Source organism: Saccharopolyspora sp. 6V (assembly GCF_020176785.1).
GTDB classification, from domain to species: Bacteria; Actinomycetota; Actinomycetes; order Mycobacteriales; family Pseudonocardiaceae; genus Saccharopolyspora_C; species Saccharopolyspora_C gregorii.
In genome coordinates this window covers 14,852-32,642 of the sequence record NZ_JAIUKB010000016.1, presented here as the reverse complement: position 1 = coordinate 32,642, position 17,791 = coordinate 14,852, and the positions used below count along the sequence as shown (strand labels likewise).

Sequence of the window (17,791 nt, the reverse complement as noted above, 5' to 3'; positions counted from 1 at the left end):
GGTCCGCCCACGGCATGCCGTCCTCGCCGGTGCGGATGATCGGCGACACCAGTTCGACGCCGTGGTCCAGGTCGGGCTCCTCGACCATCGCCCACTTGTCCGCGGCGTGCGCTTCGAAGGTGTCGGTCTTGCCGCCCACGCGGGGGTCGTGCAGCACGCCCTGCTCGAGCAGCGAGGCGCCGAGCTCACCGGCCCTGCGGTCGGGGTCGGCGCCGGGCAACCGCACCTCGACCTCGAAGCCGACCTGCGCGTCGGGCCGGGCGGACTGGCCGCCCTCGACGCCGAACAGGTGGAACTCGACGGGGGATCCGCCGTCGCGGGCGGTCTCGCGGGCCTGCTCGAACTGCTGGGTCAGGTGGGTGACGCGCTGGGTGCGGGCGTTGTGCAGCAGCGCGGACGCCTCGTTCAGCCGGGACCGCAGCTGGGCCGCGTCGGCGGCGGCGAAGGTGCCCCCGCGCGCGGCGTCGATCCACAGCTCGGCGCGCTCGCGCAGCCGCGGCGCCGCGTCGGCGGGCAGCGCGTCGACGTGCCGCCGGACCTGTTCGACGGTGTCGTTCAGCGCGGAGGCCAGCTCGGCGCGCTCGCGGCTCGGTGCGGCGACGTCGTCGCCGCCCATGATGACGCTGCGCTCCGGGCGTCGCTGGAACAGGCCGTCATCGGACTCGGAGTCGGAGTCGTCGTCCCGGCGGGACGGGCCATCCGCGCCCTCCCGGCGCGGCGGCCTCGCGAACAGACCGTCATCGGACTCGGAATCGGAATCCTCGTCCCGGCGGGACGGACCACCGGTATCCTCACCCGCCCGCGGACGCACCGCGAACATCCCGTCATCCGAGTCCGAATCCGAATCGCGACGATCTCGGCTCGGCTCGCCCCACTGTGGTTCGGCGAAGGACGGAGCCTGGTCGCGCGGAGCGTTCAGGAAATCCTGGCGGGTCAGCAGCGCGTCGGAGTTGCGCCGGGCGAAGTCGAGCAGTGACGCCAGCCGATCCGTGCGGGGGCCGGTGGGGATGTCCACCTCGTCCGCGAGCTGCAACAGCGCTTCCGCACCGGGCCGGGGCTGGAAGGGTTCGGGTTCGGCGAGCCGGTCCAGCTCCGTGACGAGGCGCAGGTCGCCCTGGTCCGGCCGGCTCAGTCCGTAGAGGTCGCTCGCCCGCGATGCCAGTTCGGCATCGGTGGCGTGCCAGCCCAGCTCAGCCCGGGCGACCAGGTCGGCAGGCGAACCGTCGCGGACCACTGCCGGGGTGAGGAACTCGGCGAGCCACTGCTGGTGCCCGGTCTCGGACAGCACGAACAGGTCGCGAGCCGCCTGCGGGATCGGCACTTCGGTGAACCCGTTTCGGTCCCAGCTGGTCGTGGTGATGGAGCGGACCTGCTCGGCCAGCTCCGGCCGCTCCGCGATGAACCGCAGCGCGCTGGTCAGCACCAGCTCCGGGTCCGCGTGCTTGCTCAGGGCGGGTGTGAGGCGGCTCAGCCGCAGGTCGCCTTCCCGATTGTTCAAGTCCCGCACCAGGGTCTGCACGACCTTGCGGGTCAAGTCGGCGGTGGCCTCCGGACCGTCCAGTAGGGCGGCGGGGCGTTCGGGGCCGCCGAGCCAGCTCTCCGCGGACATGACCTGGACCGCGCGGATCCGCGGAAGGCCGAGACCGCTCTGGTAACCGAGCCGGTGGCTGAACTCAGCCAATACGTCGGGGCCGGTGCGCATCATCAGCGAGTTCCGGCGCGGCCGCATTCGATCGGTGTCGAAGAACTCCTTGGGGGTGTGGGTGTTGCGCTGACCGTAGAGCTCCTCCTGCGTACGGCCGAGAAGCTCGCCGATGTGGTCCAGCATCACGTCCGCGGCAGGGTGCCTGCGCGGCATCCCGTAGGCGGCGTTGTCCATCATGTTGGACGAGGCGGACAACCACGCCCAACCCTCGGACGTGTTGATCAGCTCCTCCGCCTCGACGAGATCCCGGACGTGGTTGTCACCGTCGGTGTAGAAGCCGCCGAGCTCGCGTAGCAGCGCGATCCGGGCGATGTCGCTCTTCGCTGCCCAGCCCGGTCCGGACATCCGGAGACCTTCGCCGTTGAAGTAGCTGTGCAGCGGCAGCGGATTGCCTTCGTGGAAGAACTCATCGAAGTTGATCAGCCGGATGTCGTTGTCCCGCGCCCATTCGAGCATCTCGCGAGTACCGGCGTGCGGATCCGGGGAGCCGTCGGTGGGCGGCTCCGCGTTGCGGGCCGCGTCGAATTGGGCTCGCGGAATGTCGGTCCACAGCACCGAAGTCCCGTCATAGCGGGATGCGGCCGAACCGAAGTTCTCGTGCACCTCAGCCGACCGGGTACCGGCCTGAACCGGGCTGCCCATCCAGATCGTGTGCAGGATCTTCGGCAGTTCCAGGGTCTCCGGCAGCAGTGGCAGGTCGGAACCGGGTGCCCAGTCTCCGCGCTGCTGCGCGGTGCGGTGGTCCACGAGCACCTGATCCGCTCGGCCGGTCAGGCCGTCGGCCGTGATCCGGGACGGAGCATCGTGGGCGAGGTCCATCGCGTCCAGCAGCGACGGGAGCTTCGCCGAGTCCAGTGCCGGGATGTCCAGGCCCAGCAGGAAATCAGGTGTTGCGGCCGGGCTCAACAGCCCGAACAGGTCCGCACCGAGCAGCGGTGCCGGCTCGGCAGGGGCGTCGACCACCGAGTCGTTCAGGTCGGCCACGATTCGCGCTACCGCGGCCGGATCGTCCGCGGCGCTCCGCCGCCCGGAGCCCGGCGTCGCGCCCGCGTCGTGTGGTGCGCCCGCGCCGTCCTGGTCCGGCACGGCGAAGTGGTCGTCGACGCCGGTGTGCGGCGAGCCCTCCTCGCCCATGATGAGGCCCGTGCGCGCGTGCTCGGGCTGCGCGGGCCGGGTGACCTGGGCGATCGCGTGCCCGAGGTCGAACTGCCCGGTAGGCCGGGAGCCCTGCGGCCGGTGCTCCACCCAGCCGACCGGGTCCGGGCCCGGCCGCATCCTGCCGTCCGCGCCGACCTGCATGGACGCCGCGACCAGGTGGCCCTCCGGGCCGAGCAGCGGGTTGCCCGCGGTCAGCACCGGCTTGCCGAGCTGACCGAAGTGGTGCACCAGCTCGGGGAACCACGGCGCGTCGGCGACACCGGAGATCGCCATCGCGACCGCGTTCCGGTCCCCCATCCGCCGGTGGCTCATCGTGTCGATGAGGTCCCTGCCGGCGAGGGTCTCCCCGTTCCACAGCTTCAGGTCGCCGGTGTCCGGGTCCAGGGTGCCCATCACCAGGTCGGTGTCCGGGTGCGGCTGCACGGTCCGCGCCACCTTGACGGCGGAGTCGATGGTGTTGCCGTCGTGCGGGAAGAACAGCCCGCCGTCGGGCAGGCCCACCGTCTGCGAGCGCCAGTGGATGTCGTTGCCGCCGGTGTCCTCCCACGCGTCGGTGAGCGCGAACAGGTGCACCGCCTGTTCCTGCGCGGCCGGGCTCAGCGGCAGCACTTCCAGCAGGTTCATCAGGTCCGGCAGCGCGGAACCACCGCCGACGCCGAGCAGCTCCGGTTCCCGCATCATCTCGTCGAGCCGGGTCTGGATCGACGGGTCCTTCGCGGCCGCCAGCATCGCGGCGCTGAGCTCCACGTGCGCCTGCCACACGCTCGCCTTCGTGCTGCCCGACCAGAACCGGAACTCCACCCGGTCCGCCGGACCGCCGGTGACGTGCCGGAAGCTGACCGCGTCGTACTTGTCCCGGCTCAGCGAGCGGACGTCCGACGGGCTGGTGACCTTGGAGGCGTCCGGCGGGATCGGGTTCGGGCCGACCATGTGCAGCGCGCGCTGGTTCGGGCCCATCGGGTAGTTGCCGAGCCGGTACATCACGGACTCGAACGACTTGGTCAGCTGCGCCAGCCGGTGGTACTCGCGGGCGGTGAGCGGCTGGTCGAAGCTGATGTTGACGTGGCCGCCGGTGCTGTCGGCGGTGCCGCCGTGCTCCCGCACCGAGTCGAGCACCGCGTCGACGTCCCACCACATGTCCGGCTGCTGGTCCAGCCGCAGGATCGGCGAGATGACCTCGACGCCGTTCTCGTGGGCGACCTCGTCGACCATCGCCCACTTGCCACGGGAGTGCAGCTCCGCCGACGGCACCCGGTCGGGGGTGAGCAGCGGGGTATCCGGGCTCCACTCCAAGAAGCCGCCCGCGTTGAGGTCCATGCCGAGGTCGGTGACCTTGGCGCCGAACAGCGCGCGGTCCGCCTCGGGGATCTGGAACTCCAGCTCCAGCCCCACCTTCACGCCGGGACGCGAGCTGATGCCGCCGGGCACGCCGTTCTCGTGGAACGGGGGTTCCTCGACACCGTCGGCGATCCGGTCCGAGGCGATGTCGTGCTGCTCCAGCAGCTGCTGGTAGCGGGTCTCGCGGATCTCGCCCGCGAGGTCCCGCGCGGTCTCGTCGAAGGAGCGCAGCGCGTCCGGGCCCAGCGAGGTGACCTGGCCGTCCGACCACGCCTGGCGCCAGGCGGCGACCTGGGCGCGGGCCTCCGGCAGCGCGTCCGGCGGCAGCGCCGCCAGGTGGCGCTGCGCGGCGGCCACCGAGTCCCGCGCGGAGCCGAGCAGCCTGCGCTGCTCCAGGTCGGCGGGCGGCACGTTGTCGCCCATCTCCAGGCCGCGGGCCGGGGTGGTGCCCGCGTCGTCGTAGTTCGGCAGGTGCGCCTCGTCCGCGTCCCCGAGACGGGTGATCTCCGCGGTGCCGCGCAGGTTGATGCCGCCGGTCTCCAGCAGCTCCGGTTTGCCGCTGGGCGCGTACTGCTCCCCGACCTGGCCGGACAGCAGCGAGTGCAGCCCCTGGCCGACGCCGGAGTGCTCCGGCGAACCGAGGTTGCAGCTCAGCCACAGCAGGTTCGTACTCTGCGTCCATTGTGGACCGGGCCGACCGGCGCTGAGCAGCAGCTTGCTCATCTGCTCGTGGTCGAGGCGGTGCAGCACGCCGTCGCGGTCCCGGACGGTGAAGCGGCCGTCCTTGAAGTGCGGCGCCACGAAGTAGTTCTTGCCGTCGGCGGGCGCGCCGTACAGCTGCGCGGCCCGGGGCCCGGCACCCCCTTCGAAGGCACCGCGCATGGTCTCGGCTTCGACGTCGGAGCGGGGGAAGCCGACGCCGATCACCTCGCCGTCCTTGCCCCCGAGCAGCGGCACGAAGTCCACGTCGGCGAAGGTGAGGTCCTTGCCGGTCCCCCGCGGCAGCGCCTCGTCCAGCGGGTGCCCGCCCATCTCCACCGCGTCCGGGCTCGGGTGGCCCGGGTTCTCGATGCGGGTGGGCAGCCCGACTTCGCCGTAGCGGACGTACGGGTCGTCGTGGTCGACGTTGAGCAGCTCGTGGACGTGGTCGGGCAGCTCGTGGTTGTTGGGCCGCCCGTAGTCGTGGCGGGCGAAGGTGACGCCCTCGATCATCGGCCCGAAGGTCGGGTGCTCGGCCAGGAAGGTGATCGCCGAGTTCCAGATCAGGTCCGGGTCGGGGTGGGTCTCGACCACGTCGCCGACCTCGGTGATCAGCAGCTCGCCGGGCCGGTTGTGCAGGCCGCGCACCAGGGTCTGGACGACGTTCTCGGTGAACCGCTGGGTCGACGCCGCGTCCCACACCCGCGGGAGGGGCGGGGGCGCCGGGTACATCCAGGTGCCGGTGCTCTGCACCATGACGTTCTTGAGCCCGGGCAGGTCCAGCACGTCCTGATGCCCGAGGGACGCGGCGAATTCCTCCAGGTTGCCGGGGCCGGTGCGCTCCCAGATCGAGTTGCGCCGCATCGCGACCCGCGAGTCGTCGAAGGCCTCCGGGGCGGCGTTGCGCAGCCTGCCGTCCACCACGTCGGCGTACGGCTTCTCGTACTTGCCGATCATGGTGTCGAGGTAGGCGCGCATCGCCGGGTGGTGGCGCGCGGCCGCGACCGCCGAGTTGCTGAAGATCTCGCGCTCGGTGTCGACGTGGAGCGCGTAGCCTTCCCGGCCGTCGAGGACCACGTCGAACAGGCTGCTCACGTCGGCCAGCGCGTTGTCGCCGTCCAGATAGGCGCCGCCGAACTCGTGCACCAGCGCCGGGCGCAGGATGTCGCTCGCGCCCGCGCTGCCTGCCGGGGTCATCTTGGCCCGCTCGTTCGCGGTGAACTCGTGGCCGAGCAACGGGTTCTCCGCGTTGGACACCTCGTCCAGGTTGAGCAACCGGACGTTGTGCTGCCGCGCCCAGCCGAGCATGTCGCGGACCGGCGCCAGCGGATGGTCCCGGCGCATCGGGCCGGTGTGCGCGGCGGCCTGCTCGAACTGGGAGCGCGGCACGTCCGTCCACAGCACCGTCTCCAGCTGACCGGTGTGCTCCCGGGCGAAGTTCCCGATGTTCTCCCGGTGGAAGCCGTGCCGCCCCTCACCGGAGAGCGGGCCGCCCAGCCAGACGTGGTGCATCAGCCGCGGCATCTCCAGCGTCTCCGGCAGCGGCACCGGAGGTCGCGGCGCCCACCGGGCCCGCTGCACCGGCGACCGGTGCGAGCTGACCACCGAGCGCGGGTCGGCGACCAGCGCGTCGGGCGCCATCTCGGCGTGCGTCGGCCTGCCCTGCGGGCGCGCCATGTCGAGCGACCGGAACATGCTGATGAGGCGGTCCGCGGGCAGGTTGGAGTAGTCGTGCCCGGCGAGGAAGTCGGGGGCCGGTTCGGGGGCGCGCCGCCCGAACACGTCCGGACCGAGCAGTTCGGTGCGCGGTTCCGGCTCGCGGCCGCTGCGGGAGTGCTCGGCGGCGGCGTCGTTGAGCGCGTCGACCATCGCGCGGTGCGGGGCGACCGGCTCGCCGCCCATCTGCACCGAGCGCTCGGGGGCCGGGCGCGACGAGCCGTCCTGGTCGGTGGGGGGCGCCCCGTCCGAGTCGGTGGAGCGGCTGGGCAGCGAGTCCAGTTCGACCTCGCCGAGCGGGCCGACCTCGTCCAGGGTGCCGAGGTTGTGCGCGGCGTCCTGCTGCGCGATGTCCCGCTCGGAGAAGCCCAGCATCCGGCGCCACTGCTGGGCTTCCGGGTCGTGGGCGAAGTCGAAGCTGTCCTGGGTGCCGCTGCGGTCGCGACCGCGGCGGGGCGGGGCCTCGCCGTCGCGGGTCGTGCCGTCGGTGCGGCGGTTCGAGTCCTCGGTGCGGTTCGAGTCCTCGCCGCGGTTCGACTCCTCGCCCGGGTTCGCATCGTCCCCGCGGTTCGCGCCGTCCCCGCGCCGGCCGGAGTTCTCCCCCGGCGGCGTCGTGGTGTCCGCGGGCGGTCCGGACAGGTCGTCACCGCCGCGCGTGCGGTTCGGCGCCAGGTCGCTGAGCTCGATCTCCTCCGGGATGCGCGGCAGCGCGGGCCCGTGCGGGCGCGAGGAGCTCGGCAGCCCGTAGTTGATGACCTCTTCCCAGCCGCTGAGCAGGTCGTCCGCGACCGAGGCGCGGCGGATCGGGGGCAGCCGGTACTTCGCCGCGGAGTCGGCGGCCAGCTCGGCGCGGTCCTGCACGGCCTGCCGCGCGCTGCGGCGGGCGTCCTCGCGGGTGCGCGCGTCGCGCTCGTGCTCGGCCTGGGTCAGCTGGTCCCAGGTGCGCTTGGCCTTCGAGTACTCGGACCGGGCGTGGGACTCGGCCTCCTGCGCCTTGGCCAGCTCGTCGGACCCCTCGGACCGGCTCGGGCCCGCGACGCCGTCGGCTTCTTCCCGCGCGCCCTTGAGCGCCTTGTCCGCCTTCGACCACTCCTCGCCCTTGGTGGCGAGGTCCTTGGTGGCCTGGATCAGGTCCGGGGAGATCGCGTGCCCGGTGCGCGCGGTCGCGTCGTCGTCCCACAGCCGGGAGACGAAGGCGTCGCGGAAGCCGACGGTGCGGCCGCCGACCTTCGGTTCGCCGAACGTGAGCGGCCCGGGGTTCTCGCGGGCGACGACGTGGAACTCCAGGCCGCTCAGCAGCGCCCTGGTGACGGTCTCCTCGTTGTGGATGATCTTGTCGGAGGTCGGCATCCGCGCCGCGTCCTCCGAGTGCAGCTCCCCGCTCTGCAGCAGCTTGGCGGGGTCGCGGGAGGACAGCGCCACCAGGTCGCGCGCCGCGTAGCCGGAGTTCTGGCCGAACGCGTAGGGGCTCTTGTCCGCGGGCTGCGTGTTGCCGCCCCAGCCCCACGGCTCGGTGGTGCGCAGTTCCGTGGTGTGCCCGGACTCGACCTCGGAGGTCCGCTCGTCCTTGGGCTTGGTCTTGCCCTCGAACTTCACCGAGCCGCTGGTGCTGGCGAACTTCGGGGTCTCCGGGACGCGGGCGTGGAACTCCAGCGTCCGGTTCAGGTCCGGCATGGGCACCGTGAAGGTGCCGTCGAGCTGGTCGGGCAGCCTCGACCGCAGCTGCGCCACGGTGATCGCGGTGGCCAGCGCGGTGTCGACGTCGCGCGGCACCTCGGCCTTCGAGTCCAGCAGCGCGCCGCGACCGGCCTCGACGAGCTCGTCGATGTCGCCGAAGAAGTGCTCTCCCCAGTGCGCGTCGGCGCTGGGGAGGGTGAACTTGCCCTCGCCGCGCCAGGAGTTCAACGCGTCCGGGGTCATCTGGTCGGCGGTGAGCTTGCCGCGATGGGTGGTCTGCCCGTAGCGGCTGCCGTCCGGCGGCGGCAGCGCCTCCTCGGCCAGCTTGGTCACCGTCACCGGGCGGTCCACGGTGATCGCGTGCGTGGCCGGGCCGTCGCCGTGCGCGACCTGGAGGTTCAGCCGCAGCCGGCCGCCGTGCTCGGCGACGGGGCCGCTGGTCTCCGCCGACCGCTCGTGCCCGACCTCGTCCTTGTTCGTCAGCTGCTGGGTCCGGTTGCCCCAGCGCGCCTGCGGGGTGACGCCGACGCCCGCCGCGCCGAGCCCGGTGTGCTCGGTCTGCCTGGCCTGCTGGTCGGTCGGCGGGATCTCGGTGCCGCGCACGCCGAGCCGGCCGGCGAACATCGTGGTCAGCAGCGTCCGGCCGCTGGTGCGGACCTTCTCCAGCGCGGTGCTGGCGAGGTTGGTGACCTTGAGCTTCTCGACGTGCCGGATCGAACCGGGGCCGTGGTCGGGCTGGAAGTCCGCTTCCAGGTTGAACCGGTAGGTGTTGCCCTTGAAGCGGCGCTCGTAGCGCAGCGCGGTCCGCTCCCCACCGTTGAGCGCCTGCTCCACCGAGTTGTTGATGTCGGTGAGCATCGCCTGCAGCGAAGCGTGGTTGTTGCGCGGGTTGCCCGCGGAGGTGCTCGGCAGCAGTGCCTCGGCGACGTCCTCGCCGAGCTTGCTGCTCAAGCTCTCCCGGATCTCGCCGATCTGGTTCGCCAGGTCGACCGGGTCGATGATGCCGCCGAGGCCGAAGGACGGCCGCACGGTGCGGGTCGGGTCCAGGGTCGGCGGCAGCGGCAGCGAGGCGTCCGGGCGGGACGCGGTGCTGCGATCACCGGTCGAGGTCGTGGTCGCCTCGGAGGTCGTGGCGTCGATGGGCGGCTCGCCGGTCGCCGGGTCGGAGTCCGGCGTCGTCGACGACGACTGCTCGGTGCCGCCGCGTTCCCCGCCGAGACCGGGGCTGAGCTCGTCCAGCTGTTCCTTCGTCAGCCACACCAGCTGCGACTCCGGCAGTTCCACGTACTGCCCGCGGCGCCGCGGATCCGGCCGGGAGAACAGCTCCAGCTGGTCGAAGTTCCCCTTGTAGGTGGCTTCGGCGACCATCCCGGCGTGCACCTTGACCCGCGCCAGGTACACCTTCTCCGGCGCGGTCTCGACGGTGAGCGTCTGCCCGCTCTCCAGCGAGCGCGAGTTCTCCGCCCCGCGCAAGTGGCTGTAGGGCTGCAGGTTGATGACGCCGACGCCGAGCCCGTCCACGTCGTGCGTGCCCGTCTTGACGCCCTGCCCGAACGGCCCGGTGAACACCGCGCCCACGTAGCCGCCGTGGTTGACGTTCCACCCCGTGGTGCGCCCGGCGCCCGCCTTGCCGGTGAGCTCCCGGGTGGCCTGCTCGTACTCGCTGCGGGTGACCGGGCTGCTGCTGTCGAGCACCGGCTTGAACGAGGTGCCCATCTCGATGGACAGGTCGCGGCGCGCCCGCGAATACGAGATCGACGTGGTGCGCGGCCTGCTGAACAGCCGCGGGTCGCCCTCGATGCGGTCCGCCCCGAGCATGTGCGAGATCGGGCTGGTGATCTCCGGGACCGGGAACCGGACGATCGGGTCGTTGCGGGTGACCTGGTTGAGCAGGTCGGCCGCCATCTGGCGCAGGATCTTCCCGCCGGTGAACCCGACCAGCTGGGCGCCGTCGAGCTTGCGGCTGCCGCCCGGGGGCAGCTGGTGCGGCGCGGGCGGGTCGGCGATCTGCTCGACGCGGGCGTCCGGGGTGCCCTCCTCGAAGTGCGTCATCGCCAGCGGGTCCTCTTCGCTGACGAGGCTCTCCGGCACCACGAAGCGGGCGTCGACGCGCTTCGTGATCGGCTCGGCGACGTGCGGGTTGGGCTTCTGCCGCGAGCGCTCCTGCGAGGTCAGGTCGACCGGGAAGTCGCTGGTGAGCTCCTGGAACACCGGTACGTGCCTGCCGGGGCGCTGCGGGCGGATGCGGCGCATCCCCTCGCTGGGGCGCTTGTAGGAGATGACCTCGGCCTTGAAGTCGAGGTCCGCGCGGAACGAGCGCAGCGCGTGGTCGGTGAGCTTGCCGTCCGGGGCGATGCTGCCGCCGCGCTTGCGCTCGACCGCGGTCTCGCGGGTGAACTCGAAGCCCCGCTTGCGGGTGCGGTTGCCCTCGGCGCGGTAGCCGCCGTTGAGGACGTAGGAACCGATGCCCAAAGAGGAGTACAACCGGGCCTGGACGCCGCCGATGAGGCCGCGCTTGCGGAACCGGCTGCTCTTCACCGTGGTCTCGTCGGCGACCTTCCGGCTGGTGTTGAGCGCGCCGTCGCTCTTGGACTCCCCGTCCTTGGCCCCGTCCTTCGCACCGTCCTTCGCACCGCTGCCGGACTCCTCGCCGGACCGGCCGCCGCTGCCCTCCGGGGTGGCGTCACCGTCCAGCCGCGCTGAACCGTCCCCGAAGGACTCGCCGCCGGAGCGGACCGGTTCGCCGTCGCGGATGTTGCTGGTCTCCATCGACAGCCGCACGACGGACACGTAGTCGGTCAGCAGCGATTCCCGCTTCAGCGGCAGGTGCAGCGCCCCGTCGACCATGTGCGGGACGAGCTGCTTGACGACCTCCTCGTCGGCGAGGAGGTCGGCGAGGCTGCGCCCCCGCTTGAGCACGTCGGCGATCTTCGCGGACAGGCCCTTCGCGAACGCCTGGTCGTCGAACTGCCGGATGAACATGTTCCGGTCCAGCCGGACCTTCCCGCGCAGCGGGATGTCCCGCAGCAGGTCCGCCAGCCCGTTGTACAGGTCCCGCCCGACGGGCAGGTCGGTGAGCCTACCGATGAAGGCGTGGCCGTTCTCGACCGACTCCGGCAGGAAGTGGGTGCGCTCGGTGCCGGAGCGGAAGTTCTCCGGGCGGTGCGCGTCGGCCAGCGGGGTGCCCTCGAACAGCCCGGCCTCCGCCGCCTTGCCGCGGTCCCCGAGCATGTCGGCGGCGACGATGCCGTCCAGCGTGACCGGGTCCCCGCCGAGCTTGCGGACCTGGATCTTGTAGCCGAGCTGGTACCGCGCGGTCTCACCGGTCGTGTCGACGGTGTGGGTGACCTCGGTGGAGCGTTCGATGCTCTGCTCGTTGGCCCGGCCGATGTTGAACCCGACGTTCGGGCCCGCCACGACCCGGAACGGGCCGACGACGACACCGGGGCCACCGATGGCGTTCAGCCCGCCGGAGCGATCCGTCTTGCGGACGTCCTTGCTGCCGAACTTGGCGGTCTGCGAGTCGGAGTGCTTCACGTCCGCGTGCTCGTGGCCGACCTTGATCCAGGTCGCCACCGCCCGCATCTCGATCTTCGTGCCGGGGTGCGAGCGGAACAGCGAGAGCTTCCGGCCCTTGTAGATCTCACCGGACTGCACCCAGCCCGCCTCGGGGTGCGCGCCCTCGAAGACCGTCATCTCCGGCAGCCGCTCGGCGATGCTGTCCTTGTGCAAGAACTCCTGCAGGGCGGGACGGCCGTGCGCGTCGACGGCGCTCTCCTGCCGGAACCGCTTGCCGAGGAGGTGCTGCACCTGGTTGAAGAACGAGCCGCCGAGCGACCCGGTGTGCAGGGTGACACCGATCGGCGCCGAGTCCCGGACGGCGCGGCTGCCCGCCTCGCCGAGCGGCCCGATCTCGTGCACGCCCTGCTCCGCGAGCTTCAGCTGGCGGCGCTGGTTCAACGGCTGGTGGTAGCTGTCCAGGTGCGCGTGGGCGTCGGCGAGCACGTTGCCGATGGACCGGCCGTTGGAGAGCCCGATCGGCACCCGCAGTGCCACGTCCGCCGTCTCCGAGACGGTGTGCTGCTCGAGCTTGCGGTTCGCGACAGGACCGGTGACGTCGCGCCCCATGCCGGACGGGGTGACGACGCGGTCCTTGCTGTCGCGCAGCGAGAACTCGAACTTCATCGGCACGTCGACGTCGTGCAGTTCCTTGATCGCGTACTTGTGGCCGCTGCCGTGCTTCTGGCTCTGCTCCGACAGGTGCGTCTCGGAGAAGCCGCCGGGCAGCGTCGGGTTCACGTACACGTAGAGGCCGGGCACCGAGGTCGTCGCCAGCTGCGGGGAGAACGACTTGTCCCGCGCCTCGGCGCTGGTGTGCGAGGTCGACTTCTCGGTCTTGGTGCTCGCCTTGATGGACTCCTCGGAGGGCTTCACCGACTTCATCTCGTCGAACTGCGGGACGGCCCGGACCAGCAGCTCGTAGAACTTGCCGCCCTTGCGGACGGTGAAGGTGTCGCCGGTGCCGACCAGGCTGTGCACCGCGTTGTCGATGCGGCGCTGGACGACGCCGGTGTCCTCCCACTTGCCCTTCCCGCCGGGGACCAGGCTGTTGAGGTGGGCGACGACGTCCGGGCCGGTGAATTCCAGCGTGCGGGTGTCCTCCGGCAGGTTCGCGCGGCGGGTGGCGCCGATCTGCTCGATCGGGCCGAGCGACTGGCCGCTGCGCACGTAGTCCGGCAGGGCCTCCCGGATCTCCCGGACCGGCTTCGGGGTCTTCTTCGCCTCGTCCTCGGCGTCCTTCGCCGCCTCGTCGGAGTCCTTCTTCTTCCCGCCGTCCTCGGAATTCTCGGCACCGTCCTCGCCGCGGTCGGACTCGCGGGCGTCGTCGGGGTCCTCCGAGCGCTTGCCGTCGGAGTTCGCGTCGTCGGTGCCGCGCGCGCCGTCCTCGGCGTCCTTCGCGACCTCCGGGGTGGAGGTGCCGGTGCCCTCGGCCCCGTCACCGCGCCGAGGACCGTCCACAGGGGACACCGGCGGGGTGTCGGATTCGGGGCGGCCGACCCGCGTGGCCAGCTCGGACCCCGCCAGCGAGTCCTTGTCGTGCACGTAGCGCTGGACGAACTCCTCCGCGCGGCCGTGCTCCCCCTTCGCGATGCGCGCCGCGATCGCTTCCCACAGGACCGTCGGCACCTTGCCGGGGATCTCGCCGGCGCGGCTGAGCAGCACGGCCGCGGTGTCCAGCAGTTCGCGGGTCCGGCCCGCGGCGAGCTTGCTGTAGGAGCGGGCGGCGGAATCGAGGTCCTCGGCCAGCGGGACGTCCCGGGCGAACGAGGTGCCCGCCGCGGTGTCCTGCTGGGTCGTCGTGTTGCGCTGCGCGGCGGACTCGCCGCCCATCACCAGCGACCGGCCGCCCTGCGGGCCCAGTCCGGCCACGACCTCGTCCGGGTCCGGGATGCGCAGCGGGGTCTCGCCCTGCTGGGCGGGGCCGTTCAGCCTGCCGCCCTGCGGGGCGCGCGGCGCGTCCGGCGTCGGCGCGGGCGCCAGGTCTGGATCGGTGAGCAGCGCGGCGAACACCGGGGGCAGCGGCGGGTCCTGCCTGCCGCCCTCGCGGGCGGGCGCGGAGGTGGTGGAGCCGCCGCGCGACGTGCTGGGAGCGGTGCGCGGGTCGGGCGCGGTGACGTTGAGGCCGCGTTCCCCGTCCGGGGTCCGGGTGCCGTCCTGGGACCGGTTCGGGCTGCTGCTCTCGGTGGCCGGGCCGCGGGAGTCGGTGCCGCGGTTGCCGGTCTGGTCGCCGCCGCGCGCCTGGCCCGGGTCGGGCTGCGAGGTGACGTTCGGGCGCCCGGCGGGCTGCTGCCCGGGCTGGTTCGGAGTGGTCTGGCCGGGGTTCGCCTGGTTCGGGCTGGTCTGGTTCGGGTTCGCCTGGTTCTGCGTGCCCTGGTTCGGGGTCGACTGGTTGGGCGTCGACTGGTTCGGGCTGGTCTGGGTCGGCGTCGATGGCGTCGTCTGGTGCGGTGCCGTGTACGCGGCCGGGTCGGTGCGCTCCGCGTCGGGCGTGGACTGCTCGTCCTCCGCGCGGCTCGGCTGTTCGTCCGCGTCGCGGGTCGGCTGCTCGTCCGCGTCGCGGCTCGGCTGCTCGGCGTCCTCGGCGCGGGTGGACTGCTCAGTGCGGGCGGACTGCTCGGTGGAGCCGTCGGAGCGGGTGGCGCCGGCTTCCGGCTCGGCGGTGGTGTCCGGGCGGCCCTCGGATTCGGTGCGGGGCGCGGACTCGGACCGCGACTCGGTGGCGGGGTCCGCTTCCGGGGTGGCGGTGGTATCGGGCCGCTGCTCGGCCGCCGGGTTCGCGGTGGCCGAGTCCGGTTCGCCGCTGGTGCGCGCGGGGGGCGCGGCGCCGTCCTGCCTGCCTCCGGTGGACGCGCCGGGCTGCGGAGCCCGCGCCTCGCCGCCCGCCTGCGGGGTGGCGGCCGCACCGCGCCCGGGCTGGTTGCTCGCCTGGTTCCCGGGCTGGGTCGTCTGGTTCCCGGGCTGGCCGCCCGCCTGGTGCTGGCCCTGCACCGGCGCTAGCGCGGCGGAGTCCTCGCTCCGGTCGCGGCCCGATTCCGCTTCGTCCGCGCGGGAATCGGGGGCGCGCTCGGATTCCGCCGGGCGGTCCGATTCGGTGAGCTCGGCCGAGTCGTCGCGGGACTGCCCGGGTTCGGTGGTCGACTCGTCGTCCCGAGAATTCTGCTCCTCCCGGGAGTTCGACTCGTCCCGGGAAGCCTGCGATTCCTCGCCCGAGGACCGGGATTCGTCCCGCGAAAGCTGCGACTCGTCCCGCGAGACCTGGGAATCATCCCGCGAGGCCCGCGACTCGTCCCGTGAACTCTGTGCATCGTCACGCAACGACTGCGACTCGTCGCGCGAGTTCTGCACGTCGTCGCGGAACCCGGCGTCGATCCGGTCCCCGCCCGCAGCGTCCTGCCGGGTGCTGGAACCGTCGATCTCGTTCGACGGGCCGTCGGTGCTGTTCGACGGGGTCGTGCCGTCCGGTCCGGTGCCCGTCGAGCCGCTCTGGTTCGTGGTCGAGGTCTGGTTCGGACCGCCCTGCGTCCCGGTGCGGTCGCCGCCCTGGGTGCTCTGCGCCTGCCCGGGTCCGGTCGCCGCGGTCGACGAGGTCTGCCCGCCCGTGCTGCTCTGCGCGCCCGTGGTGGTGCTCGACCCGCCGGTGCTGGTCGTGCTCGGGCCGGTGGCCGTCGTGCTCGGACCCGTGGATGTCGAGTTCGGTCCGGCCGCCGTCGTGTTCGGTCCGGCCGCCGTCGTGTTCGGGCCGGTCGCGGTCGTACTCGGCCCCGTCGCCGTCGTACTCGGCCCCGTCGCGGCCGTGCCCGGCCCCGTCGTGGTCGTACTCGGCCCCGTCGCGGCCGTGCCCGGCCCCGTCGTGGTCGTACTCGGTCCCGTCGCGGCCGTGCCGGGACCGGTGGCGGTGGTTCCCGGACCGGTAGCCGTCGTGTTCGGGCCGCCGGTGGAGACCGTGTTCGGGCCGCTCGTGGCCGCGGACGTCGTGCTGGAGCTCGGCGCGGACGCAGCGGTGGGACCCGAGGTGCTCGTGCCCGCCGTCGAGTTCGCCGCGCCGCCGACCTGACCGCCGGAGGTGCTCTGCGACTGCCCGAACCCGCCGTGCGCGACGGCCTGGCCCTGGTTGGACGACGAGGAGTCGTTGGAGTGCGAGGTCGACTGCGTCCCCGTCGAATCGGAGCCGCCGGTCGAGGAGGACTGGCCGGACCCGCTGCTGTGCGAGGTCGAGGTCCCGGAGCTCTCCGATGTCGTGCCGCCGTCGGCCGAGCCGATCCCGTTCGACTCGGTGGCGACCGGCGCGGAGTTCGAGAACACCGAGCCGAGGTTCGTGCCGCCGTGGCTCACGTCCCGCGAGGAGGAGTCCTGCTGCCCCGCGCCGTCCCGGTTCGAGTCCACCAAGCTGTCGCGCGAGCCCGCGGAATCCGACTGCCCGGCCCCGGCGTGCGTCGAGTTCGACTGCTCACCGGAGTTCGACTGACCGCTCGAATCCGACCGGCCCGCCGAATCCGACTGGCCACTCGAATCCGACCGACCACTGGAGTCGGACCGGCCGCTCGAATCCGTCTGGCCGCTGGAATCCGACTGCCCGCTCGAATTCGACTGACCACTGGAGTCCGACCGGCCGCTCGAATCCGTCTGGCCGCTCGAATCGTGGCCGCCCTGCCCGGCGCCCGTGGTCCCCCCGCCGTTGGCCTCCGCGTAGGACGGCGGGCCCTGGGTGGCCTGCTCGTAGCTCGGCGGCCCGTCGCTGGAGGTGTTCGTCGAGGACTCGCCGTCCCGCGCCCCGCCGGTGCCCTTCTTGTCGCCCGTGGCGTCGCCGCCGCCGGACTTTTCGCCCGGGCTCGGGATCTTCAGGTCGCCGGGGCCCTTGACCTCGCTGATCGTCGGCGTGCCCGCCCCGGCCTTGCCGCCACCGGACTTGCCGCCCAGACCGCCCTTGGCGAAGGCGCCGAACATGCCGTCCGAGGCCACGCCGTGCTTGTCGTCGGTGGCCAGGTAGACCAGCGGGTTGCTCGCCGCGACCGAGACGACCTGCAAACCACCATCGATGGCACGTCCCGCCGCCACCTGGCCCCGGGTGAACTTCTTCTCCGGGATCTGATCATCGGGTGCACGCAGCTTGTTCGCGTTCCCGATGTTCTTGTTGATGTTGACCATCACGTCGTCGAGGCTCTTCGCCACGCCGCGGACCGCACCGGCGGCGAAACCGGAGGCGGCGCCACCGATCGCACCACCGATGACCATGCCCTTGATGGACTCGGTGTTGATGTTGTCGCGGTATCCGGCGGCCTTCTGGATGCCCTGGATGCCCGCGTCCAGACCGCCCATCACCCCGGCGCCGAACGCCGCACCACCGGCCGGGTACTTGCCCAGCTGCCAGGCCTGCGAACCGGCCGCCTTCGCCCCGGCCTTCCAGCCGCCCGCCTTGACGGCCTGCGGGATGCGGCCGAGCTGCTTGACGATGTTCTGCGCGATCTGCTTGATCAGTTCGCGCAGCAGGGCGGTGATGCCCACGCGCGCGGCGGCGAGCACCGCGGGGACCATGAACGCGCCGAACAGCGAGGCGATCAGCGAGATCACCGTCGCCAGCGTCATCGCGGTCATCGCGATGAACATGATCTTGTTCTTCTGGATGTCCGCTGCGGCGTCCTTGGCCTTGCTCGCCAGGTCGCGCGCGACGGCGGACTGCTCCCGCAGGTACCCGGGCAGATCGCCCTTCACGTACCGGACGGTCTCGTCGGAGGTGTCGCCGTTCAGGGACTCGTCGATGTCGCCGCCGGCCGACTCCATCTTGGCGGCCGTCTCGTCGGTGCGGTCGGCGTAGCGCTCCAACGCGTCGTGCAGCGCGTTGAGGCCGCCTTCGCTGCCCTCCGGCCACTCCATGCCGAGAGTGATCTTGAAGAACTTCTGGAGTTTGTCGGGCAGCTCGGTGGTTTCGTACTTGCTCAC

At 72.3% G+C, this 17,791-nt stretch carries 1 protein-coding gene (only partly in view); it reads right to left on the bottom strand.

The annotated features are described in order from the left end of the window. Positions 1–17,791, bottom strand: partial view of a hypothetical protein gene (locus LCD35_RS03765; RefSeq protein ID WP_225043709.1) — the 5' portion only. 41,819 nt of this gene lie to the left of the window's left edge; only the first 17,791 of its 59,610 coding nucleotides appear in the window; its start codon is at positions 17,789–17,791; the stop codon falls past the left edge of the window.